Raw genomic sequence first — 23,177 nt, forward strand, 5'->3', positions numbered from 1 at the left:
TTAAGCTTTGATTTTCTATCTTTGTCCCTTATTTTAATTATAGTGCATGGCTGAGTATTGCCTCCACTGGCGGCATTTAAACCAACTTCTAATATGTCATTTAAAACATCATCGTCGATGGGGATATCAGAAAAATTTCTGCAGCTTCTCCTATTCTTCAATAAGTCAATTGCATCCATCTGCCAATCCTCCTATTATCCTTTAAAACAAATTGTTGCGTAGCACTATACTATTTATAGTACTATATTAACGCTAAAGTCAAGTATTTTCTTTAATAAGTTTTTATAAACTAATGATTGATGAGAAAGATAACTATTTAAAGACTGACTTATTACATGAATTTCATGATTTGAGAAGATATTATAAATTGACAAAGGCTATAATGAAAAGTATAATTCTTTTACAAGGTAAAAACACAGATTTGAGTAGCAGTTTGTATGCAATATGTTGGAAATTATAAGAAGTATGTAATTTGTTATCACAGCGGTCTTTATAAAAAGGAAGGTTAATGTATGATAATAAGTGCAAGCAGAAGGACGGATATACCTGCGTTTTACAGTGATTGGTTCTACAATAGAGTTAAAGAAGGATATGTTTTAGTTAGAAACCCATTTAATTTCCATCAAGTAAGCAAGGTGCCTTTGACACTTGACGTGGTAGATTGCTTTGTGTTTTGGAGTAAAAATCCGGCGAATATGATTGATAATCTTCAAATTATTGATAGATATCCATATTATTTTCAGTTTACGTTGAATCCTTATGATGATAAAGTTGAGAAAAATGTCCCGAAGAAATCGGAAATAATAGATACATTTAGGAGATTATCAGATAAAATAGGACCCAATAGGGTTATCTGGAGATACGATCCTATCATTATAACTGAAGCTATTAGCGAGGAATATCACTATAAATATTTTGAAGTATTGGCATCGAAGCTTCAAGATTATACATCAAAGTGTATCATAAGCTTTGTGGATTTTTACCCTAAAGCAAAGAAAGGCCTTGGGACGATAGGCGCTTTTGACATTAGCGATGAAGATAAAATAAGGATAGCCAAAAGGATTGGAGAAATTGCAGAAGCGTATTCTCTCAAAATTGAAACATGCGCAGAAGAAATAGATTTGTCTCAATTTGGAATAGAGCATGGAAAATGCATCGATCCTAATCTGATTAAGGAAATTTCTGGACGTAATATTAAGGATGAAAAAGACAAAAATCAAAGAAAAGCATGTGGTTGTGCCTCTAGTGTGGATATAGGAGCTTATAATACGTGTATGCATAGGTGTATCTATTGCTATGCAAATTACAGTAGTAGTGTTGTCAATGGCAATATGACTTTATATGATGTCAATTCTCCATTATTGTTCAGCAGTATAACAGATGAGGATGTAATAGCGGAAAAAAACAGTTAGTTATTTTACATCAAGCTTGTTTACATGAAATGAGTTATCTTGAAAGTTAAAAGTAGAACCCCATTTTAGATTGCGGACTTTTTTGTATATATCTCGATTACTTTTTGTAACTGTGACTTGCTTAATACCCTCCTTAGTACATAATTCAATTATAACATGTCCTTTTCTTATCTGTGGATGTCTTATGATTCTGCTTTTTATTGCTTTACAAGGCTTTTTTGACACACAAATGTACGAAAATTTTTCATCCTCGTATGGAAGTTGGCCGTTTTTGACTTTTCTGTGTAAGCTTGTCCGCTGTACACGGGATGAAAAGTGACACCAGTCATCAAAATCTATTGGACATTCATCGGCATGTGGACACGGTGCTATTACATTGGCACCAAGCGATATCAGAGCTTCCCGGGCTCTTTTTATCCTAGAAAAGCCGATTTTAGTTCCTGGCTCTATAATGATCAGTATATTATTAGCAATTTCCCACAGCTTTTTTATTATTTTACTCTGTACATCTTCATTTAGCTCACCAATGGAATACGATGCAATGACGATATCGTGTCTGTGAGCGTCAAATGATCTATTTAAATCTATTTTTAGCCACTTTGCGTTTTTGATAGAATCATAATTTGAATTAGATGATAACTTTTTGCCGATATTTATCATGTTTTCGTCTTTTTCCAGAAGCGTTATTTGATCAATATCCTGCCATATAGCAGTTGCCGCCCACATGGCTGTCCCAGGGCCTGCCCCTACATCTAAAAGAGATTTTGGGCGAAAATCATTATATACTTCTTTTATATGATTTAAAACAGTGTATATTGCACCATACGTGGCAGGCATCCTGTATACGACATAAGCGATTGTTTCATCATATCCGCTTAAAAATTTATCAGAATAGTTTTTATCACGGTATCGCTTAGAAATATCCGAAACTAAAGCTGTTAATTTATTTATAGGTATAGCTTCTGTTTCGTTTTCTATGGCAGTGATAAGTTCTAATGGTAGTTCCATTTACATAAACAATCCTTTCTATTAGTGTTCAATTTATATTATACCATCAAACATAATTTTATGTTATAATTCAACTCAAGAACCGTTCTTGGTTGGATGGACTTTATGAAAGGCTGGATGTAATGATTAAAGAGAAGATAAAAGTTTCAGTTAGAGACTTGGTAGAGTTTATATTGCGCAGTGGTGATTTAAACAGTGAGTTTGTCGGAAACGGCAATAGAAGAGCGTTAGAAGGGGCAAGGATTCATAGAAAGATACAGAAATCGAAAAATGAAAATTATACGAAAGAAGTCTCATTAAAGTACGAAGCAGAGTACGATGATTTTATCCTTGCTGTTGAAGGCCGTGCGGATGGCATCATTATTGAAAACGGCAATGTTACGATAGATGAGATAAAGACTACAAATGCTCAACTAAATGACATTGATGATAATTACAATCCGCTACATTTGGCACAGGCAAAATGCTATGCTTATATATACTCTATTCAGAACGATTTGGTTGCGATAAATATTCAACTAACGTATTATCAGATTGATAATGATGAGATTAAATATTTGAGATACACGTATTCTATAGATGAGCTAAAAGCATTTTTTGAAGATCTTTTAAAAAAGTTTTACAACTGGGCAATGATATCATACAGTTGGATAAATGAAAGAAACAGCTCCATAGAGAAGATAGATTTTCCTTATAAAAATTACAGGAAAGGTCAGAGAAAGCTAGCCGTAACTGTCTACAGGACGATTGAAAGAGAGAAAAAACTCTTTGTACAAGCGCCTACCGGAATAGGTAAAACAATATCTACAATTTTTCCATCGATAAAGGCTATGAGGGAAGGGATGACGTCAAAGATATTTTACCTGACGGCTAAAACAATTGCTGGTACTGTTGCAGATGAGACGTTTAAGATGCTAAGGGATAAGGGGCTAAGAATTAAGACGCTTGTTATTACTGCAAAAGAGAAGATATGTTTAAATGAAAGGACTGAATGCACCCCTGAGTCATGCCCATACGCAAAAGGCCATTATGATAGGATAAACGATGCTATAATGGATATGATTTTAAATGAAGATGATTTTAGCAGGGCAAAAATTGAGGAGTATGCAAAAAAACATACGGTATGTCCATTTGAGTTTTCACTAGACTTATCTTTATGGTCTGATGTTGTAATCTGCGATTACAATTATGTTTTTGACCCAAATGTCGGGCTAAAAAGATTTTTTCAAGACAAGAGCGATTTTACTCTACTTGTGGATGAAGCCCACAACCTTGTAGACAGGTCAAGGGAGATGTTTTCTGCAGAGCTTTTTAAAAAAGAGTTTTTATCATTAAAAAAGTCGATGCAAGGGAAAAGCAGTAAAATAGAGAAGGTATTATCGAAGATTAATTCTATTTTTCTTCAAATGAAAAAACAGTGCGGTGAAAATAATTTTTTTGTGGCGAAAGAAAAACAAGTTGCTTTGGATGGCTATTTAAGGCAGTTTATAGGTGAAGCTGAATTGTACCTTGTAAATAATAAAAAATCATCCAAATGCGATGAGCTTATAGATTTGTATTTTAAATCATTATCTTATTTGAAAATTTCTGATATGTATGATTCGTCATATATGACGTACGTAGAAAAAGATGGTGATGATGTAAAAATTAAGCTATTCTGCTTGGATCCATCTAAATTATTAAGTCAAACGCTTCAGAAAGTCAGAGGGACAATATTTTTTTCTGCCACACTTCTTCCGATTACATACTATAAGTCGCTTTTAGGAGGGAGCGATGAAGATTACGCAATTTGCTTAGATTCACCTTTTGATACTAAAAACAGAATGATTCTTATAGCAGATGATGTATCTACAAAGTACAAAGATAGAGAAAATACGCGAGAAAAAGTAGCGGAGTATATTGATGCAGTTGTGTGGAAAAAGCCAGGGAATTATATTGTGTATTTTCCATCATATGAGTATATGAACATGATATATGAGATTTATAAAGATCGAGGAACGAACATGATAATCAAGCAGGAGAGCAGTATGAGTGAGGATGACAAAGAGAGTTTTTTAAAGATGTTTGAAGATGAGAAAAAGGGAATCATAGCCTTTTGCGTGCTAGGAGGTATCTTTTCGGAAGGCATTGATTTGAAGAATGATAGATTAATCGGCGTTATAATTGTAGGTGTCGGTCTTCCTCAAATATGTCTTGAAAGAGATATAATAAAAGACTACTTCGAAGAAAAGTATGGGCTTGGATATGAGTTTGCTTACCTTTATCCTGGCTTTAATAAAGTGATGCAATCAGCAGGTCGTGTTATTAGAACTGAGACTGATAGAGGTGTTATTTTGCTTGTAGATGAAAGATTTTTGCATAAGAACTACATAAAATTATTTCCTAAGGAATGGTTTCCGTATATTAAAGTCAATAAAAATAATATAGAAGCATATCTTGACGGCTTTTGGAGGAATTTATAATGGTGGAAGTGTACGCTACAAAAATCACGAGAAATATAGGCGAAGATGAATATAGTAAATTATTAGAGGTAGTGTCAGAAGAAAAGAGATGGAGAGTTAAAAAGATTAAGAAATTTGATGATGCACTGAGGACTCTTTTGGCAGAGGCAATGCTTCGAGTGACATTAGTAAAAGAATTTGGACTAAAAAACAGCGATATCGTATTTTATAAGAATGAGTTTGGGAAACCTTTTTTAAAAGGCAAAAATATATTTTTTAGTATATCCCATTCAGGAGAGTGGGCATCTATAGCTGTAGATTGTGATAATTTAGGCGTTGACATAGAGAAGGTAAGAGATATCAATTTAAATGTGGCAAAGCGTTTCTTTTCGATGGAAGAGTGTAATGATATGATGAAAAAGGATGATAAAATAGACTACTTTTTTACTCTTTGGACACTAAAAGAAAGCTATGTCAAGGCACTAGGCAAGGGACTTTATGTTCCATTAAAATCATTTACTGTAAAATTAGAAAAAGAAATTAAGCTTTATGGAGAAAATAAAAATAAGTTTTATTTTAAGCAGTTTAATATAGATGCTGGATATAAATTGGCAGTCTGTGCTCAGAATAATATGTTTCAAAATAATGTTAATGTCATAAAACAAGATGATTTATTAAATAATATTTTTAATTTTTTATGAAATATGGTATAATTTAGAAAAATGGGTGGAGGTGATATTATGCAAAAGTCTGTTGAACTGACATATGGATCTAGGACATTGAGGGGTATGATGCATGTGCCAGACGGTACACATGGCAAAGCTCCTATGGTGGTTATGTTTCATGGGTTTACAGGCAATAAAGTTGAGTCACACTTTATTTTTGTAAAGTTGTCAAGAGAGTTGGAGAAGGTAGGCATAGGCAGTTTCCGCTTTGACTTCTACGGCTCAGGTGAAAGCGATGGAGACTTTATTGACATGACATTTAGCGGTGAAGTAGAAGATGCAAGACATATAGTAGAATTTGTAAAGAACGATCCTCTGACAGATGTCAATAATATCGGAATACTGGGTTTCAGCATGGGTGGTGCCATTGCTGCCATTATAGCAAAGGAATACAAAGACATCGTAAAATCATTGGTACTCTGGGCTCCTGCTTTTAATATGAGAGATGCAATAATGCTTCAATCTCAGAGTGAAGCAGGAAATTTGCTTAATGAACATGGCTTTGTTGATATTGGTGGGTTCGCACTTGGGAAAGGATTTGTGCTTGACATAGCTGATATTGATATATTTGAGTCAGCGAAAGGGTATGACAAAGACGTGCTAATAGTTCACGGCACAAAAGATGAAGCTGTTCCGTATACTGTGTCTGAGGAGATTTTAAAGACAGTTTACAAAGAAAATGGACGTAGAATATCGATAGATGGATCAGATCATACATTTAGCAGGCTTGACTGGCAAAGGAAGGCTATCGATGAATCTGCTGCTTTTTTGAAAGAAAAGCTTAAATGAAATAGAGGGCCCAATAGTGAGCCCTTTTTAGATTTACTTTTCTGTCACAAGCTTTACTATATTCAATATAACTTCAACAGCTTTTTCCATCGCAAAAATAGGTATGTATTCATATTTGCCGTGAAAATTATGGCCTCCTGTAAATATATTAGGCGTTGGAAGCCCCATGTACGATAACCTTGCTCCATCAGTGCCGCCGCGGATAGGAGACACATCTGGTTTTACGCCTGCTTTCTCTATAGCTTTTAGTGCAATTTCAACTATACTCATGTCTTTTTCAATGATTTCTCTCATATTGTAATATTGGTCTTTTAAATCTATTTCTACTGTGCCTTCGCCGTATTTTTCATTTAATTTGTTTATCAAATTTAACAAGTAATTTTTGCGATTTTCAAAGTTTTCTTTGTCAAAATCCCTTATTATGTAGTACAAGTGTGTTTCTTCTACATTACCATTAAAATTATTTATGTGATAAAATCCCTCATATCCCTCTGTATTTTCCGGTGTTTCTTCCAGCGGCAGCATTGAAGCAAGCTCTACTCCTATTAAAACAGAGTTTTTCATTTTGCCTTTTGCTGTTCCCGGATGTACATTTCGGCCGTGTATTATTATTTTTGCAGATGCTGCATTGAAGTTTTCATATTCCAATTCACCCAATTTTCCACCATCGATTGTATAAGCAAAATCAGCCCCGAATTTTTTTACGTCAAATTTGTCTGCACCGCGTCCGATTTCTTCGTCTGGCGTTATACATACTTTTATAGTCCCGTGTTTTATTTCAGGATGCGATATGAGGTATTCACAGGCGGTTACTATTTCAGCAATTCCAGCCTTATCATCGGCACCAAGCAGTGTTGTACCATCTGTCGTGATCAGTGTTTTTCCTATGTAGTCTTTTAATTCTGGAAAATCACTTGGTGACAAAACGATATTCTTATCCTTGTTTAATATTATGTCTTTGCCATCGTAGTTTTCGATTATCTGCGGATTTACATTTTTTCCAGACATATCAGGGCTTGTGTCCATGTGTGATATAAAGCCTACTACTGGTATTTTCCTATCAATATTAGATGGTACAGTTCCCATTACATATCCATTTTCATCGACGGATACGTCTGTAAGCCCGATAGCTTTTAATTCAGCAGCCAAGTCTTTGGCAAAAACCATTTGCCCATCTGTACTAGGGCATTTTGAAGAGTTTTCATCTGATGTTGTTTCATACTTTACGTATTTTAAAAATCGATGAGCGACGTTTTGCAATATACCCCTTCTTTCTTAAAATTTTCTAAAATTATTTTATCACTTATAAGAAAAATTTAAAAGAAATAAAGCCTGGGTTACCGTTACCAGGCTTTAGTAAAATTCTACTAATAAATGGTCGTCAATTTCTACAGGAATTTCACTTCTTCTTGGCATTTTAATTAATTTGCCTTCCATTTTATCCACATTGACATTGATATATGGTGGAATATCATTTGTGCCGATGCTTTGTTTTATAAGGGGCATATTTTTACTTTTTTCTTTAACGGAGACGACATCTCCGACATTTACCTCATAAGATGGGATATTTACTTTTTTGCCATTTACTAAAATATGGCCATGCGAAACGAGCTGACGTGCAGAGTATATTGTAGGAGCAAAGCCCATCCTGTATACAATATTGTCAAGGCGCCTTTCAAGAAGTGAAAGAAGTTTTTCGCTTGTCGGTTCCTTGCTTTTTAGTGCTTTTTCAAAATACCTTCTATACTGTCTTTCCTTAACGTTGTAGATTGATTTGAGCTTTTGTTTTTCAAGAAGTCTTCTACCGTATTCAGAAAGCTTTTTGCCTCTAGCTAGCCCATGCTGTCCAGGAGCGTACGGCCGCTTTAACGAAGGACACTTTGGACTACCGCATAGGGGATGTCCTACAATTCTGCACATTCTATGCTTTGGTACTATTGTTCTTGCCAACTGCTCACCTCCATTTTATAATGATAATCATTATCAATTAATCACATTCAATTATATAGTCTGAAATAAAATTTATCAAGTATTTTTCTTAAGTATATTTTTATCAAAGAACAAAAAAATATACAAAAACCCGGCATTAAGCCGAGTTTTTTAAAATTTTTCCCAGTGCAGTACGTCGTTTAAAGATTTTTTATTTCTTGGAGACGGATTTTGCGTACTGTAGCCTAAAGCAATAATTGAGATCATTCTAAGGTTTGATGGAACATTTAAATATTCATTTATGTCTTTTTCATATGTCCGATCATACCCTGCTACCCAGCATGAAGAGATGCCATATGCTTTTGCTGCAAGTATGATATTTTCAGTTGCTGCTGCACCATCTTCTAGATGGTGGATGTTTTCTTTTTCACAGTATACAACTACACATGCTGCAGCATCTTTAATAAATTTGCCGTATGTAGCCTTTTCAGAAATATACTTAAGAGCTTCCTTGTCAGTTACAACGACGAAATGCCAAGGTTGAACATTGTTTGCAGATGGAGCAAGTCTTCCGCAGTCAATAATATCTTCCAGTATGTTTTTTGGAATTGGTTTATCTTCAAAAGATCTTACAGCTCTTCTTTGCTTTAATACTTCTAATGCATCCATATAAAACACCTCCATTTAATATTATAACCACTAAAAAAACAATTTCAAAATTTGGTTAAATATTTATTGACGGTAAAATATGAATATGTAAAAATATTGTTATAATGAGAGGGGGAGTGTGTTATGGAATGTATTGACGGCATCAGCATATTATCTCTACAAGAAAAAGCAGAATCACAGTTCTTCAGGTGGAGGCACTAATTAATTGAATTTAACTAAACTTATAGGAGATGATATTATGTCGAGATTAAAATATATTATGGAACTTAAAGATTATTACGGCATTGACTTAAAAAGAATAAACCATGCATTAAAAGTGCTTAGCTTTGCTGACAGAATAGTGGATGGCGAAAATATTACTGATGAAAAAATCAAGAAGATCGTGTATATTACCGCAATTTTGCATGATATCGGCATCAAAAAAGCTGAAGAAAAATATGGTAGCTCATCCGGAAGATATCAGGAAATAGAGGGACCGGCCATTGCAAGAGAGATTATGCGGAAAAACAATGAGGACGAGGGTATAATAGAAAGAGTATGTTATATTATAGGTGGTCATCATACGGCATCTAAAAATGATGGACTTGATTTTCAGATAATATGGGAATCTGATCTTCTGGTAAATATAGAAGAGGATGAATTGTATAAAGATAGAGAAAAGGTCAGCAATATTGTAGAAAAGAATTTTAAGACAAAGACAGGCAAAAACATTGCAGGTGACTTGTTTCTAAGTTAAAGCTTGATAATATAATTTATATAGTATAAAATATGAGATGTAAAATAAGATTGGAGGTTTACATATGACAAATGTATTAAACTTTGACTATTCCAATGCGTTGAATTTTGTAAATGAGCATGAAATATCATATCTAGAGAAACAGGCGCAATTATCACTTGATATGGTGCTAAATAAGACTGCGCAGGGAAGCGATTTCCTTGGTTGGGTTGATTTGCCGAGGGATTACGACAAGGAAGAATTTGCTCGAATCAAAAAAGCTGCAGAGAAAATAAGATCTGATTCAGATGCACTTGTCGTAATCGGAATTGGTGGTTCGTACTTAGGCGCAAGGGCAGCTATTGAGATGCTTACACATTCATTTTACAATATTTTGCCACAATCAGTTAGAAAGGCGCCAGAAATATATTTTGCAGGAAACAGCATAAGCTCTACATACCTTCAAGATTTATTAGAAGTTCTAGATGGCAAAGATGTATCTATAAACGTCATATCAAAATCTGGCACTACTACAGAACCTGCTATAGCATTTCGAGTCTTCAGGGATTTTTTAGAAAACAAATATGGAAAAGAAGAAGCTAAATCTAGGATATATGTCACAACAGATAGAAAAAAAGGTGCCCTTAAAAAACTGGCGGATGAAGAAGGCTATGAGACATTTGTGATTCCTGATGATGTAGGTGGCAGATATTCAGTTCTGACGGCAGTAGGACTCCTTCCTATAGCAGCTTCAGGCATTGACATTGATGAAATGATGAAAGGTGCATATGACGCATCATTAGTTTTCAAAAAACCTGATATAAAAGACAATTTAAGCATGCAGTATGCTGTACTTAGAAATGCGCTTTACAGAAAAGGTAAATCTATAGAGATTTTAGTAAACTATGAGCCGAGGCTTCACTATTTTTCCGAATGGTGGAAACAGCTTTTTGGAGAAAGTGAAGGCAAAGACCACAAAGGAATATATCCTGCATCAGTAGATTTTTCGACGGATCTTCATTCCATGGGACAATTTATACAAGACGGAAGCAGGATAATGTTTGAGACGGTTATAAATGTAGAAAAACCGCTAAAGGAAATAACGATAAACGAAGACAAGGACAATGTAGATGGACTTAATTTCCTGGCTGGAAAAACGATAGATTTTGTCAATAAGAAAGCTTTTCAAGGCACGGTACTTGCTCACAATGATGGCGGCGTGCCAAATCTAATAGTGAATGTTCCAGAGATATCTGCATACAACTTTGGATATCTGGTTTACTTCTTTGAGATGGCTTGCGGCATAAGCGGATACTTAAATGGAGTAAATCCGTTTGACCAACCTGGAGTAGAAGCATATAAGAAAAATATGTTTGCGCTTTTAGGCAAACCTGGTTATGAGAAAGAAAAAGAAGAATTGGAAAAAAGGCTTAAAATGTGACAAAAAGGATATGTCTATAAGGCATATCCTTTAAATTTTATGTTTTTCTGATGAAAAATTTTTTGTATAATATTAAATAGTTATTGTTAAGATTTTAGGATGGTGATCAAATGGAAGTTGGCATATCGACTGCTTGCTTTCACCCGGATTATCTTACAGAAGAAACTATTCCGATCATTGGAAATATGGGTATTAAAAAAGTTGAAGTTTTTTTAGAATCTTACAGTGAGTATGATGAAGATTTTTGCAAAGAGATGAAAGATAACCTTGATAAATATGAAATCGAGGTTAATTCTATACATGCCATAGGGACACAGTTTGAACCGCAGCTTTTCTCAGCAACATCGAGGCAAAGGAAGGATGCATCAAAGATGCTTCTAAAAGTGTTAAAGGCTGCCAAGATACTCGGTTCAAAGATCTATGTTTTTCATGGACCAGCACTTAAAAAAGATACACTTCCTAATATAGATTTTGAGAAAATCGCAAAATATACAGATTATATTGCTGACACTTCCGGAGAATATGGAGTTAAATTTTCTTGGGAAAATGTTTATTGGTGCTGGTTTTCGTATCCTGAATTTGCAACATCCATAAAGCAAGTCACAAACAGCAAAAATATATATTTTACATTAGACATAAAACAGGCAATGAAAAGCAAAAAGGATCCCTTTGATTTTCTTAAAACTATGGGAAAGCAGCTTACAAATGTCCATTTGTGTGATTACGATTTAAGTGGCGAACTGCATCTGCCTGGTAAAGGAAATTTTGATTTTAGGAGACTGTATAAAGAGTTAAAGAATATCGATTACAGAGGATCGCTTATAATGGAGGTGTACAGAAACAATTATAAAGATCGGAAAGAGGTGGTTGAAAGCATTGAGTATCTCAAAAGTATCTTTGAAAAATATAAATAATACCAGAGGCAAAAATCTTAATGAAGCAATTTAATTATTTTAAAAAGAGGTGTAAACATTGAAAACAAGGGAATATACATTTTTCGGTGGAATACATCCGAGATCTTATAAAGAATTATCTAATAAATATCCCATCGAAGAATATTTGCCTAAGTCACAAGTTATCATACCTTTGCAACAGCATATAGGTGCTCCATGCACACCATTGGTTAAAGTAAATGACTACGTTAAAGTCGGGCAAAAAATCGGTGAAGCGAATGGATTTGTTTCTGCTCCAGTACATTCTAGTGTATCGGGAAAGGTAGTTGCCATAGAAGATAGACCATCATCAAGCGGTAAGCTGGTAAAATCTATTGTTATTGAGTCAGATGGCGAATTTAATTATGATGACAATATTAAGCCAAATGAAGATATAAATAATTTAAAACCAGAAGAAATAAGATATATTGTAAGGGAAGCAGGTATAGTTGGTATGGGTGGTGCCACATTTCCAACTATGGTAAAACTAAATCCACCTTCAGATAAAAAAATAGACATTGTAATTTTAAATGGTGCTGAGTGTGAACCTTATTTGACAGCCGATCACCGTCTTATGCTGGAGAAACCTGTTGATATTGTACATGGGCTTTTAGCAATAATGAAAGCATTAGGGGCATCAAAAGGATATGTTGGGATAGAAGATAACAAACAAGATGCCATAAAGGAAATAAGAAAGGCCTGCAAAGAATATGAAGGTGTGGAGGTCGCCGTATTAAAGACAAAATACCCGCAAGGTTCAGAAAAACACATTATAAAAGCAATAACGGGAAGAGAAGTTCCTTCAGGTAAAATACCAGCAGAAATAGGTGTTGTTGTTGACAATGTAGGAACAGCTTTTGCTATTGCAGAGGCTATAAAATATGGCAAACCACTTATAGAACGTGTTGTCACTGTGACTGGCGAAGGAATCATGACACCAAAAAATCTTCGTGTCAAGATTGGCACACCATTTAGGGAGCTAATAGAATATTGTGGTGGATTCAAAGGAACACCAGGGAAAGTTATATCTGGCGGACCAATGATGGGGATTGCACAGTATTCTATTGATGTACCAGTCATTAAAGGCACGTCAGGAATCCTAGTATTACCGGAAGATATGATAGCTTTAAAAAATCCCAAACCGTGTATTAAATGTGCAAGGTGTGTAGATGCATGTCCAATGAACTTATTACCACTTTTTATAAGTGCATACTCGTTGAAAAATGATTTTGACAAATGTAAAGAATATCATGCAGTTGACTGTATAGAATGTGGAAGTTGCTCTTATGTATGTCCATCTAAAAGGCCGCTGGTTGAATCCATCAGATTGGCAAAGGGTGAGATTCTAAGAAAGGGAAGGAAGTGATTGTGGTTGGAAAGATATAAGAATAAGCTAAACTTTATAGAATTTTGCAGGGGGTTATAGAATGGAAAACAAATTATATGTCACATCATCACCTCATTTTAGGTCAGAAGATAGTGTTGAAAGAATAATGCTTGATGTTGTAATAGCTCTAATGCCAGCACTTATAGCAGGCATCATAATTTTTGGCATTCGTGCGTTATTTATAACGGTATTATGTGTTGCTTTTTCGGTTGCGACAGAAGCGGTAATACAAATTTTGACACATAAAGATGTAACAATAAATGATTTTAGTGCTGTTGTTACAGGGATACTATTGGCATTTAATCTTCCTGTATCAGTACCTTGGTGGATTGCAGCAATAGGATCTATATTTGCTATAGCAATAGTTAAGCAAGTGTTTGGCGGATTGGGGCATAATTTCATGAATCCAGCGCTAGCTGCAAGAGCGTTTTTACTTGCATCATGGCCAGTACCTATGAGCCACTTTACTGTGGATGGAATAGCCAGTGCTACACCACTTGCCATAATCAAAGGCACTGAAGCATCAGGTAATCTGCCGTCTCTTTTCAATATGTTTATAGGTTTAAAAGGTGGTGTAATTGGAGAGGTATCAATTTTTGCTTTATTGATTGGTGCAGTATATCTGCTTATAAGGAGGGTAATAACACTTAGAATACCTTTAAGCTATATTCTGACAGTTGCAGTTTTAACATGGGTGCTTGGTAAGAATGGCTTATTTACTGGCGATCCGTTATACCATATAATGGCAGGTGGACTTATTCTTGGTGCATTTTTTATGGCGACAGATTATACTACATCACCGGTTACGCCTAAAGGTCAGATAATTTTTGGAATTGGATGCGGCATTTTTACTTCAATCATAAGGCTTTATGGTGGATATCCTGAAGGTGTATCTTATTCAATTCTTCTAATGAATATAGCTACACCTATCATAGACAAATATACAGCGCCGAAAGTATTCGGGGAGGTAAAAACTAGTGAACAGTAAAAATGATATTTTAAAGACAGGTATTATTCTTTTGGTTGTTACAGGCATAGCTGCGATAGTGTTAGGCTTTTTTAATTTCATTACTGAAAGACCTATTGCAAAGCAGCTTGAAAACACATATATGGAAGCAATGAAAGCTGTACTTCCTGCAGAACAATATACAAAACTTGATTTAAGTAAGTACAAATTTAATTTTGATACATCAGGCGACTCAAAATTAACACCAGATCCGAAACTTATTGAAGAAATAAACGAGGGGAAATCCAGTGGCAATGTTGTTGGATATGTAATAAAAGTTGCACCACAAGGATTTGGCGGGCCTATTGAAGAAATGATAGGAATAGATAAAGATGGCAAAATAACAGGAATAAAGATAGTAAATCAATCGGAGACACCTGGACTTGGTGCAAAATCGGAAGATGCAAATTGGAACAAACAGTATAAAGACAAAAAGGCAGATAAAGATTTGACAGTTGTAAAGACAACTCCAACTCAGGACAATCAGATTCAAGCGATAACTGGTGCTACAATAACATCAAGAGCTGTTACAAAAGGTGTAAATACAGCCATAGAAGCATACAAAGTTATTGTTGGGTCAAATAAGTGAGGTGTTTTATATGAGTATATTTAAAACATTTAAAAACGGTATATGGAAAGAAAATCCTATATTCATCCAAGTTATTGGCATGTGTCCTACGCTTGCAGTGACAACTGCAGCCATAAATGGCATAGCTATGGGAATAGCAGCTACATTTGTCCTTTTCTTTTCAAATATATTAATATCTTTATTGAGGAAAGTTACACCAGATAAGATTAGGATCCCAATTTTTATCGTAGTAATAGCCACTTTTACAACTATAATAGGAATGCTAATTAAAGCATTTTCTCCAGATCTTGACAAAGCCCTTGGAATATATATACCACTTATCGTTGTGAACTGCATGATAATGGCAAGAGCTGAAGCATTTGCATATAAGAATACTGTTTTGCAGTCTGCGGCAGATGGACTTGGTATGGGTTTGGGATTTACATTGGCACTGTTTATACTGGGGTCCATAAGAGAAATAATAGGTAATGGCTCGGTATTTGGAATATCGCTGTTTGGACCAAATTATCAACCTGCATTGATATTTATAATGCCACCAGGAGCATTTATAACATTAGGCCTTCTTCTTGGATTCTTTAGATTACTGGAAAGTGTTCAAAAAAATAGGAAGGAGAAATCAATAAAAAAGAAGGTATTGTTGGGAGGTGCATCACATGCTGACAAAGCTTATACTTATACTGATTAGTTCTATACTTGTAAATAATTTTGTATTAGTGAGATTCTTAGGTGAATGTCCTTTTCTGGGTGTTTCAAAGAAAATCGAGACAGCACTAGGGATGGGCATAGCCGTTACATTTGTAATGACAATAGCATCTGCTTTTGCATATATAGTGTATAATATGATACTTGTGCCATTAGGTTTGTCTTACCTTGAGACAATAGCATTTATACTTGTAATAGCTTCACTAGTACAATTTGTAGAAATGGTAATAAAAAAATCAAGTCCAGCTTTGCATCAGGCGTTAGGCATATATTTACCGCTTATAACGACAAACTGTGCAGTTTTAGGTGTTGCACTCTTAAATGTTCAAGAAAATTATAACTTCATTGAGGCAGTTGTGAACGGATTTGGTTCTGCTGTAGGATTTACGCTTGCGATTGTTTTATATGCTGGGATAAGGGAAAGGTTAGAACTTGCACCAATTTCAAAAGTGCTGGAAGGATTTCCGATAGCCCTTATTGGTGCAGGCCTAATGTCAATAGCTTTTCTCGGTTTTCAAGGTTTAATATAAAGGAGTGCTTTGGATGAGTGGAATATTGCCATATTTGATATTTCCATTAGCAAGTCTTGGAGGAATGGGCTTAGTATTTGGAATAGTTTTAGCATATGCATCTAAAAAATTTGAAGTTCAGGTTGATCAAAAGGAAGTAGAAGTTAGAAATGCTCTTCCCGGAGCTAATTGTGGTGCATGTGGATATCCAGGCTGTGATGGATTCGCACATGCAGCATTAATGGGTGATGCACCAATAGACGGATGTAAAGTAGGAGGACCATCTGTTGCCAAAAAAGTTGGGGCTATCATTGGTGTCAGAACAGATGTCAGCAGCAAAAAGATGGTGGCATTTGTTAAATGCAATGGTACGAGGAAAAATGCATCAGAAAAATATAAATATTTTGGCATCGATGATTGTAGGTCAGCAGTGCAGTACCAAGAGGGATCAAAAGATTGCCGTTTTGGATGTCTTGGCCTTGGAACTTGTGAAAAATTATGTCCATTTGACGCTATACATGTAAACGGTGATGGAATTGCTATTGTAGATGAGGGTAAATGTACTGGCTGCGGAATTTGCGTAGATGCATGTCCAAAAAATATAATAGAGCTAGTTGATGCGGAAAGTAAGACTAGAGTCATATGTTCTAACATTCATAGAGGCAAAGATGTAAGGCCAGTGTGTACAGTTGGATGTATAGGATGCAAAGCGTGCGAAAGAGCATGTAATTATGATGCTATACATGTTATAAACGATCTGGCGAAAATAGATTATGAAAAATGTACATCATGCATGGCTTGTGTTGAAAAATGTCCTACCGACTCTATATATCCATTTAAGTCTAGTTTAATTGCAAATAAGACAAATGTATAATATTGAATAAGAATTTCTTTAAATGAGGTGTTATGATGGTTGAAAAAGGATGCGTTGCCAATATAAAAGATGGAAAAGCAAAAGTTGAGCTATTAAGAAATGATATGTGCGGGAAATGCCATGCATGTGATATGGGAAGCAATAACAGAATGATGGTTGAAGTTGATGCAATTGATGAATTAAAAGTTGGTGATAATGTTTTATTAGAAATTAAAGAAACTTCAATGTTAAAGGCTACTATGATAATGTATGGCATACCGCTTTTATTTTTCTTTGTAGGTGTGTTTGTTGGTTATGCCATAGCAAATATGTTTGGAATAGATAATTTTTCACAAATGATAGAGGCTATATCGGGACTGTTATTTACAGCTATATCATTTATAGGCATTAAATACTATAGTAAAAAGGTAATAAATAAAGAATACAAACCTGTCATTAAAAAAATATAAAATGCATATGATTCCACTGCAAAACTGATTATTATCTAGTTTTATGCAATTCCAAAATTTACCTAAATTTAAAAATGTTTTATCTAATAATAGATAAAGAAGACTTTTGCAGTGGGATTTCATAATATTTTAATAATTAAAACCCTTTATTTGTGCAACTTAACATTTTCATGATTTGCCAGGCACCATTTGTTTGATTCCGTTAGAATCCAATGCAATGCCGTAACCGTATGCTAAAGTTGAAAAATTTAATTCAGCCTGTTGCAATGGTATTCCTTTAATTGTGACATTTTTTAATTCGCCTATCCCCACACCTCTTTTGGCACATTGAAATAGATAATTTACCCCTTGAGGCATAAATCCAAACATTCTGGCACCTACCGTATCAGTTGCTACAGGATCAGTTCCTGCTATTATCATGTTTGCATTGATAGGCTTTCCTTCAGATGGGCCTGTGCCTATCGTCGCTTCTTGCCCACTTAAAATCGTAAGATCTATAGAGATTTTTTCTGCCATAGCTCTTATGAAGTTGTGTAGATCATCATGTATCCCTAGATTTTTTTTCGGGAATCCATGTATTTCTGCAGGAGGCCAGCTTAAAGCTATGTTTTTTATTCCAAGGGATACAGTTGCTTCCTCGTGTATCTTCATCTGGGTGAATGAAATCAAAACGTCCATCTTTTCATAAAGCTCATTTACTTTTGTAGACTTAACGAGGCAATCGTCCAGCAAAAGCTCTACATAAGGTCCATAATTTAAATCCACGAATTCTACGCCCTCTTCTGATATGACTTTATCAATGCCATTATCTGACATGACTTTTGGCGTAGGATCACCGCCAGAACCAGCAGCGATCACTATTCTTCCGGGATTTTTCGATTTTATATACCTGATTAATGCCCTTAATGTATTTGGACCGACTATTGTACCGCTTTGTGGCGGTTTGCTTTTGACAAAATTAGGTGTGATCACAACTGTGTTGCCTGCATCTATTAAATTTTGAAGTGGAAGTAAATTTAATGCATTGTTTAGATTTTCTACTTCATCAGGCCCCGTTGTGATGGAAACTACAGGTTCGACTATTTTTCTGTATCTCATAAAATCACCTCACATATATCTTTTCACATTTTAAAAAAAATAAAAGTTAATTGCAGCATAAAACACCAAGGAATTTTAATGATTCAACAAATATTTCATTGACATTTAAGCATCTGGATTGTATTATATAATTTAACAAATTAATATAATAAACTCTTATCAAGAGTAGCGGAGGGACTGGCCCTATGAAGCTCGGCAACCGGATATCACGGTGCCAATTCCAGCAGCATATCGCTGAAAGATGGGAGCATATTTATCTCTTCTTTTGGCGAAGAGATTTTTTTATTTTTATCAGGAGGGGTTATATTGTTAAATTCAAAAAATTTATGTCAAAAGCTCACTAACCGTGAATTTGTTGTTACTGTTGAGATGTCAACGCCAAAAGGAGCTGATATTTCAAATTCTATTGAAGAAGCAAGAAAATTATATGGAATAGCAGATGCTTTAAATATAACTGATTGTCCTATGGCAAACATGAGGATGAGTCCGATTGCGCTTGCACATCTTTTGCAAAATCATCTGAATATAGAAACTATATTCCATCTAACTTGCAGGGATAGAAATCTTATAGGTCTTCAGGCAGAGCTTTTAGGGGCATATGCCCTTGGAGTAAGAAATATTCTTGCATTGACAGGAGATGACCCTAAACGTGGAGACGTACCTCAAGCAACTGGTGTATACGATGTGGATTCTATAGGGTTAATTAAGATTGCAAAATCGTTAAACAATGGATTTGACTACAGTGGAAACAGACTGGAGTCATCCACAAGCTTTTGTATAGGTACTACAGCAAATCCAAATGATTTAAGCAAGGAAGCAATAGAAAAATTAAAGATAAAAATAGAAAATGGGGCATCTTTCATACAGACACAACCTGTTTATGATGAGAAAATTTTATATAGGTTCCTTGATGCAATAAACGAGTTTGATATACCGGTTTTAGTAGGTGTTTTGCCACTTAAAAGCTACAAGATGGCCGTAAACTTAAATGAAAAAGTGCCTGGTATTGAAGTGCCTGACTACATCATTGAAAGATTAAAAAACAGCGGAAAAGGCGAAGGAACAAAAATTGCAGTAGAATTTATAAATAAGATAAAAAATGTGATAAATGGTGTTCATATTATGCCACTTGGAAGGACGGATATAGTCGTCGATATTGTCAACGGTGTGAAAAATATGAAGACAGATGTTAAAGAAGTTTTGTAATCACTGTAAGGAGATGTATCAATTGGATATTTTTAAGAATTTAAAGAATAGTGTGATTGTGTTTGATGGAGCGATGGGCACTATGCTTCAAATGAAAGGGCTTAAAACAGGAGAGTGCCCAGAGTACTATAACATTACACACCCAGATATCGTATATGAAATTCATAAATCGTACATTGATGCTGGTGCTGATGTCATCGAAACAAATACATTTGGCGCTAATAGAATAAAATTAAAATCATACAATCTATCAGATAAATTACCTGAAATAGTCAAAAGTGCGGTACATATAGCCAGAAAAGCAGCTGGCGATAAAGCTGTGGCTCTTTCTATAGGGCCTATTGGCGAATTGATGGAGCCTTTTGGCAAGCTTACATTTGACGAGGCTTATAGTGCCTTTGCAGAGGTTGCTGTAGAAGGGGAAAAAGCCGGTGCTGATTTGGTACTTATTGAGACTATGTCAGATATATTAGAAGCGAAGGCGGCTATTCTCGCAGTTAAAGAGAATACAAATTTAAAAGTAATATGCACTATGACGTTTCAAGAAGATGGTAGGACACTGATGGGGACAGACCCTGTAACAGCCATAATAAGTCTTCAAGGATTGGGACTTGATGCTATTGGAGTCAATTGTTCTACAGGGCCTGATATGATGGCAGATATAGTGAAGAAGATGTCGGAAGTTGCGCGAATACCTATTTTGGCGCAGCCCAATGCCGGGATGCCGCATTTAAAGGATGGTAAGACGTTCTACAATGTATCGCCGGAGCAGTTTGCAAGTCAGTCAAAAGAACTTTTAGAGTGTGGCGCATCTATTGTAGGTGGTTGCTGTGGGACTACTCCGGAATTTATTAAGCTTTTGAAAGCTGAGATACACGGTACAGAGAAAGAATCTATCGTAAAAAAATACACAGCAGTTTCATCAAATACAAAAACTGTTTTTATAGGTGGTAACAATCCTATATGTGTAATTGGAGAAAGGATAAATCCCACAGGTAAAAGGAAATTAAGCGATGCTATTAAAGATGGGAATTTTAATATTCTTTTTGATGAAGCAAGCTCACAGGAAAATTTAGGTGCAAATGTACTTGATATAAATATTGGTGTACCAGGGATAGATGAAGAGAAGCTGATGCCTTATGTGGTCTCACAGATTCAAAATATTGTCAATCTGCCACTGCAGATAGACAGTAGCAATGTTAAAGCAATAGAAAAAGCAGTAAGGATAGTAAGAGGAAAGCCAATTATAAATTCTGTAAGCGCAAAAGAAAAAAGCTTAAAAGAAGTATTGCCAATCGTTAAAAAGTATGGTACTAGCGTCATAGGGCTTACAATAAGCGACGAGGGGCTTCCTAAAAATGAGGAGGAAAGGCTTAAAAATGCTGAAAAGATTGTAAAAACAGCCTTTGACTATGGAATACCAAAAGAAGATATCATAATTGATTGTATAGCTCTTACTGTGTCATCGGAGCAGACGGCGGCGATTGAAACCTTAAAAGCAATAAAACTTGTAAAAAGTGAGCTTGGTGTAAACACGATTATAGGACTTAGCAACATATCCTATGGTTTGCCTGAACGTTATCTTATAAATACTGCATTTCTTGCTATGGCAGCATCATACGGCCTTGATGCAGTAATAGTAAATCCAAACGATAAAATTACGATGGATATATTAAATGCATCAATGGTTTTGACATCTAGAGATTTAAGATGTGAAAGATATATACAAACATATAAAAAAGATGACAAAATCGGCAATATACCAAATGTAACAATTGAGGATAAATTAAAAAAAGATGCAAGCCAAATTCTTTATAAAAACATACTGGAAGGCAAAAAGGCAGACATAGATAGATTAGTGCTGGAGATACTTAGTGAAGGAGTAGAGCCATTAAGTATAGTAGATAATACGATAATACCTGCATTGAATGATGTAGGGGATAGGTATGACAAAGGAATATATTTTCTGCCACAGCTTTTAAATTCTGCTGAAGTTGTGGAAAGCGCTTTTAAAGTATTAAAAGAAAAGATGCCTAAAGGGATGGGTTCAAAAGGGAAAATAATACTTGCAACAGTAGAAGGCGACATACACGACATAGGAAAAAATATAGTCAAAGTTCTTCTCGAAAATTATGGGTACGAGGTAATAGATCTTGGGAAAGACGTGAAACCATCTACTATAGTTGACGAGCTGAAACGGACAAAAGCACCGCTTGTAGGGCTTAGCGCATTAATGACAACTACCCTTAATAACATGGAAAAGACGATTAAAATATTAAGGAAGGAACATGATGTAAAAATCATGGTTGGTGGTGCTGTGCTTACTGAAGACTATGCGATGAAAATTGGCGCAGATTACTATGGCGCAAATGCGCAAGAAGCTGTAAGGATAGCTGATAAAGTGTTTAATGAATTAAACAAAGAGTAAAAGCCGGTTTTTCCGGCTTTTTTAAAATATTTTTTTGCAATTTAGATGTTCTCTTACCTTATCTAAAGTTTCACCAAATCTTTGGAAGTGCACAATTTCCCTTTCTCTTAAAAATCTCAACGTATCTTTTACACAAGGGTCATCTGTAAGATTTATAAGGTGCTCATACGTTGCTCTTGCTTTTTCCTCGGCTGCCATGTCTTCATGTAGATCTGCGATTACATCACCCTTTGCTTGAATGTATGCCGCTGTCCAAAGCATACCTGTTGTATCGCTGTAGAAAAGAGCCCTGTCGTGTTCTGTATACTGTTCTCCAAGACCTTCTCTTTTAAGTTCTTCAACTGGAACGCCTTTTAAAAGTTTGAACACCATTGTAGCAATTATTTCCAGATGTGCAAATTCTTCTGTAGATATGTCTGTCAATGTTCCCTTTGCTTGACCAGTCGGCATTGTATATCTTTGCGTTTGATACCTAAGTGCTGCGGCAAGCTCTCCATCAGGTCCTCCATACTGTGCAATTAAAAATTTAGCCATCTTGATATCTGGTTTACATACATTTACAGGATATTCTAATTTTTTTTCATACACCCACATAGTATCACTCCTTAATACTGAATTTCCCAAGGCCATGGGTCGTCTACCCATCTAAATCTATTGCACTGTACAGGTGTTTCGCCGAAAGACATCAGTGGACCGTAAAGCTGCTCATATTGTGCTTTTAATGATTTTGACTGTTGGCTATAATAGTTGTAATCTTTTAATGCTTTTTGATCATCAGGATGTGTATCAAGGTATAGATTTAAGTCTATACATGCAAAGTCTATTTCCATTATTTTTTTTATCAATGCCACTTGATTTGCATCCATTA

The 23,177-nt window shown here is 35.2% G+C and carries 24 protein-coding genes and 1 riboswitch (1 of these 25 cut by a window edge); of the genes, 16 read left to right on the top strand and 8 right to left on the bottom strand.

The genetic code is table 11. From position 1 onward, the window contains the following. Positions 1-179 carry the 5' portion of a nitroreductase family protein gene (locus J2Z80_RS00400; protein ID WP_015311164.1) on the bottom strand. 697 nt of this gene lie to the left of the window's left edge, so only the first 179 of its 876 coding nucleotides appear in the window; the start codon lies at positions 177-179; its stop codon lies off the left edge, out of view. Positions 180-512: 333 nt separating this feature from the next. Between J2Z80_RS00400 and J2Z80_RS00405 the strand changes: the two genes are divergently transcribed. Further along, complete coding sequence (locus J2Z80_RS00405) at positions 513-1,412, top strand: DUF1848 domain-containing protein (RefSeq protein WP_209452594.1); 900 nt, start codon at positions 513-515, stop codon at positions 1,410-1,412. On the opposite strand, the gene J2Z80_RS00410 is transcribed toward J2Z80_RS00405, so the two are convergent. Beyond that, complete coding sequence (locus tag J2Z80_RS00410; protein ID WP_209452595.1) at positions 1,413-2,420, bottom strand: small ribosomal subunit Rsm22 family protein; 1,008 nt, start codon at positions 2,418-2,420, stop codon at positions 1,413-1,415. A gap of 92 nt (positions 2,421-2,512) precedes the next feature. On the opposite strand from J2Z80_RS00410, the gene J2Z80_RS00415 reads away from it, so the two are divergent. Genes J2Z80_RS00415 through J2Z80_RS00425 form a run of 3 tightly spaced genes read left to right on the top strand, consistent with a single transcriptional unit; the run spans position 2,513 to position 6,375 of the window. Next, complete coding sequence (locus J2Z80_RS00415; RefSeq protein WP_245301053.1) at positions 2,513-4,882, top strand: helicase C-terminal domain-containing protein; 2,370 nt, start codon at positions 2,513-2,515, stop codon at positions 4,880-4,882. Further along, on the top strand, positions 4,882-5,562 hold the full coding sequence (locus J2Z80_RS00420) for a 4'-phosphopantetheinyl transferase family protein (RefSeq protein WP_015311173.1): 681 nt from the start codon (positions 4,882-4,884) through the stop codon (positions 5,560-5,562). The genes J2Z80_RS00415 and J2Z80_RS00420 overlap by 1 nt, the downstream gene beginning before the upstream one ends. 39 nt (positions 5,563-5,601) lie before the next feature. Continuing rightward, positions 5,602-6,375: an alpha/beta hydrolase gene (locus J2Z80_RS00425; protein ID WP_015311174.1), complete on the top strand. Its 774-nt coding sequence runs from the start codon at positions 5,602-5,604 to the stop codon at positions 6,373-6,375. A 33-nt stretch (positions 6,376-6,408) separates the two neighbouring features. Here the strand turns inward: J2Z80_RS00425 and pepT are convergent, their stop codons facing one another. From pepT to J2Z80_RS00440, 3 genes are all read right to left on the bottom strand, one after another. Continuing rightward, positions 6,409-7,635 (bottom strand): peptidase T, encoded by a 1,227-nt coding sequence (gene pepT / locus J2Z80_RS00430; protein WP_015311175.1) that lies wholly within the window; start codon positions 7,633-7,635, stop codon positions 6,409-6,411. 93 nt (positions 7,636-7,728) lie between these two features. Continuing rightward, a complete protein-coding gene (gene rpsD, locus J2Z80_RS00435) occupies positions 7,729-8,325 on the bottom strand; it encodes a 30S ribosomal protein S4 (protein ID WP_209452596.1) in 597 nt (198 codons plus the stop codon). Between the two features lie 150 nt (positions 8,326-8,475). After that, positions 8,476-8,973: a nitroreductase family protein gene (locus J2Z80_RS00440; protein WP_209452597.1), complete on the bottom strand. Its 498-nt coding sequence runs from the start codon at positions 8,971-8,973 to the stop codon at positions 8,476-8,478. 238 nt (positions 8,974-9,211) lie between these two features. Between J2Z80_RS00440 and J2Z80_RS00445 the strand changes: the two genes are divergently transcribed. The 10 genes from J2Z80_RS00445 to J2Z80_RS00490 all read left to right on the top strand — a co-directional run bounded on the left by J2Z80_RS00445 (position 9,212) and on the right by J2Z80_RS00490 (position 17,577). After that, positions 9,212-9,709, top strand: a complete 498-nt coding sequence (locus J2Z80_RS00445) for an HD domain-containing protein (protein ID WP_041587535.1) — start codon at positions 9,212-9,214, stop codon at positions 9,707-9,709. 64 nt (positions 9,710-9,773) lie between these two features. After that, the gene (locus J2Z80_RS00450; protein WP_209452598.1) at positions 9,774-11,129 is read left to right on the top strand and encodes a glucose-6-phosphate isomerase; all 1,356 of its coding nucleotides are present in this window, start codon (positions 9,774-9,776) and stop codon (positions 11,127-11,129) included. Positions 11,130-11,239: 110 nt separating this feature from the next. Then, a complete protein-coding gene (locus J2Z80_RS00455; protein ID WP_209452599.1) occupies positions 11,240-12,043 on the top strand; it encodes a sugar phosphate isomerase/epimerase family protein in 804 nt (267 codons plus the stop codon). A gap of 58 nt (positions 12,044-12,101) precedes the next feature. Further along, positions 12,102-13,427: an electron transport complex subunit RsxC gene (gene rsxC, locus J2Z80_RS00460; RefSeq protein WP_209452600.1), complete on the top strand. Its 1,326-nt coding sequence runs from the start codon at positions 12,102-12,104 to the stop codon at positions 13,425-13,427. Between the two features lie 61 nt (positions 13,428-13,488). Next, the gene (locus tag J2Z80_RS00465) at positions 13,489-14,436 is read left to right on the top strand and encodes an RnfABCDGE type electron transport complex subunit D (protein WP_209452601.1); all 948 of its coding nucleotides are present in this window, start codon (positions 13,489-13,491) and stop codon (positions 14,434-14,436) included. Continuing rightward, complete coding sequence (locus J2Z80_RS00470; RefSeq protein WP_209452602.1) at positions 14,426-15,043, top strand: RnfABCDGE type electron transport complex subunit G; 618 nt, start codon at positions 14,426-14,428, stop codon at positions 15,041-15,043. The genes J2Z80_RS00465 and J2Z80_RS00470 overlap by 11 nt, the downstream gene beginning before the upstream one ends. A gap of 10 nt (positions 15,044-15,053) precedes the next feature. Next, positions 15,054-15,728, top strand: a complete 675-nt coding sequence (rsxE, locus tag J2Z80_RS00475; protein WP_209452603.1) for an electron transport complex subunit RsxE — start codon at positions 15,054-15,056, stop codon at positions 15,726-15,728. After that, a complete protein-coding gene (rsxA, locus tag J2Z80_RS00480; protein WP_209452604.1) occupies positions 15,697-16,275 on the top strand; it encodes an electron transport complex subunit RsxA in 579 nt (192 codons plus the stop codon). The genes rsxE and rsxA overlap by 32 nt, the downstream gene beginning before the upstream one ends. A 13-nt stretch (positions 16,276-16,288) precedes the next feature. Then, entirely contained in the window at positions 16,289-17,128 is an 840-nt protein-coding gene (locus tag J2Z80_RS00485; protein WP_209452605.1) for an RnfABCDGE type electron transport complex subunit B, read from the top strand. Positions 17,129-17,163: 35 nt separating this feature from the next. Beyond that, positions 17,164-17,577: a SoxR reducing system RseC family protein gene (locus J2Z80_RS00490; RefSeq protein WP_209452606.1), complete on the top strand. Its 414-nt coding sequence runs from the start codon at positions 17,164-17,166 to the stop codon at positions 17,575-17,577. Between the two features lie 168 nt (positions 17,578-17,745). Here J2Z80_RS00490 and J2Z80_RS00495 read toward each other — a convergent pair whose 3' ends face one another. Further along, positions 17,746-18,675, bottom strand: coding sequence for a DUF362 domain-containing protein (locus J2Z80_RS00495; RefSeq protein WP_209452607.1), 930 nt, complete (start codon positions 18,673-18,675; stop codon positions 17,746-17,748). A gap of 153 nt (positions 18,676-18,828) precedes the next feature. Then, positions 18,829-18,923: riboswitch (SAM riboswitch) on the top strand. A gap of 58 nt (positions 18,924-18,981) precedes the next feature. Between J2Z80_RS00495 and J2Z80_RS00500 the strand changes: the two genes are divergently transcribed. Both J2Z80_RS00500 and J2Z80_RS00505 read left to right on the top strand, forming a co-directional pair. Next, complete coding sequence (locus J2Z80_RS00500; RefSeq protein WP_209452608.1) at positions 18,982-19,881, top strand: methylenetetrahydrofolate reductase; 900 nt, start codon at positions 18,982-18,984, stop codon at positions 19,879-19,881. 13 nt (positions 19,882-19,894) lie between these two features. Then, a complete protein-coding gene (locus J2Z80_RS00505; RefSeq protein ID WP_209452609.1) occupies positions 19,895-22,309 on the top strand; it encodes a homocysteine S-methyltransferase family protein in 2,415 nt (804 codons plus the stop codon). Between the two features lie 21 nt (positions 22,310-22,330). On the opposite strand, the gene J2Z80_RS00510 is transcribed toward J2Z80_RS00505, so the two are convergent. Next, positions 22,331-22,903 carry a manganese catalase family protein gene (locus J2Z80_RS00510; protein ID WP_209452610.1) on the bottom strand — a complete coding sequence of 191 codons (573 nt, stop codon included), beginning with the start codon at positions 22,901-22,903 and terminating at the stop codon, positions 22,331-22,333. An 11-nt stretch (positions 22,904-22,914) separates the two neighbouring features. After that, the gene (locus tag J2Z80_RS00515; RefSeq protein WP_209452611.1) at positions 22,915-23,175 is read right to left on the bottom strand and encodes a spore coat protein CotJB; all 261 of its coding nucleotides are present in this window, start codon (positions 23,173-23,175) and stop codon (positions 22,915-22,917) included. Positions 23,176-23,177 lie beyond the last annotated feature (2 nt).

This window comes from Thermoanaerobacterium butyriciformans (assembly GCF_017874545.1).
GTDB lineage: Bacteria > Bacillota > Thermoanaerobacteria > Thermoanaerobacterales > Thermoanaerobacteraceae > Thermoanaerobacterium > Thermoanaerobacterium butyriciformans.

Coding starts and splice junctions, on each gene's coding strand:
- J2Z80_RS00405 (WP_209452594.1), top strand. CDS start 513: ATGATAATAAGTGCAAGCAGAAGGACGGATATACCTGCGTTTTACAGT.
- J2Z80_RS00410 (WP_209452595.1), bottom strand. CDS start 2,420: ATGGAACTACCATTAGAACTTATCACTGCCATAGAAAACGAAACAGAA.
- J2Z80_RS00420 (WP_015311173.1), top strand. CDS start 4,882: ATGGTGGAAGTGTACGCTACAAAAATCACGAGAAATATAGGCGAAGAT.
- J2Z80_RS00425 (WP_015311174.1), top strand. CDS start 5,602: ATGCAAAAGTCTGTTGAACTGACATATGGATCTAGGACATTGAGGGGT.
- J2Z80_RS00440 (WP_209452597.1), bottom strand. CDS start 8,973: ATGGATGCATTAGAAGTATTAAAGCAAAGAAGAGCTGTAAGATCTTTT.
- J2Z80_RS00445 (WP_041587535.1), top strand. CDS start 9,212: ATGTCGAGATTAAAATATATTATGGAACTTAAAGATTATTACGGCATT.
- J2Z80_RS00450 (WP_209452598.1), top strand. CDS start 9,774: ATGACAAATGTATTAAACTTTGACTATTCCAATGCGTTGAATTTTGTA.
- J2Z80_RS00455 (WP_209452599.1), top strand. CDS start 11,240: ATGGAAGTTGGCATATCGACTGCTTGCTTTCACCCGGATTATCTTACA.
- J2Z80_RS00465 (WP_209452601.1), top strand. CDS start 13,489: ATGGAAAACAAATTATATGTCACATCATCACCTCATTTTAGGTCAGAA.
- rsxE (WP_209452603.1), top strand. CDS start 15,054: ATGAGTATATTTAAAACATTTAAAAACGGTATATGGAAAGAAAATCCT.
- rsxA (WP_209452604.1), top strand. CDS start 15,697: ATGCTGACAAAGCTTATACTTATACTGATTAGTTCTATACTTGTAAAT.
- J2Z80_RS00485 (WP_209452605.1), top strand. CDS start 16,289: ATGAGTGGAATATTGCCATATTTGATATTTCCATTAGCAAGTCTTGGA.
- J2Z80_RS00490 (WP_209452606.1), top strand. CDS start 17,164: ATGGTTGAAAAAGGATGCGTTGCCAATATAAAAGATGGAAAAGCAAAA.
- J2Z80_RS00495 (WP_209452607.1), bottom strand. CDS start 18,675: ATGAGATACAGAAAAATAGTCGAACCTGTAGTTTCCATCACAACGGGG.
- J2Z80_RS00505 (WP_209452609.1), top strand. CDS start 19,895: ATGTATCAATTGGATATTTTTAAGAATTTAAAGAATAGTGTGATTGTG.
- J2Z80_RS00510 (WP_209452610.1), bottom strand. CDS start 22,903: ATGTGGGTGTATGAAAAAAAATTAGAATATCCTGTAAATGTATGTAAA.
- J2Z80_RS00515 (WP_209452611.1), bottom strand. CDS start 23,175: ATGGATGCAAATCAAGTGGCATTGATAAAAAAAATAATGGAAATAGAC.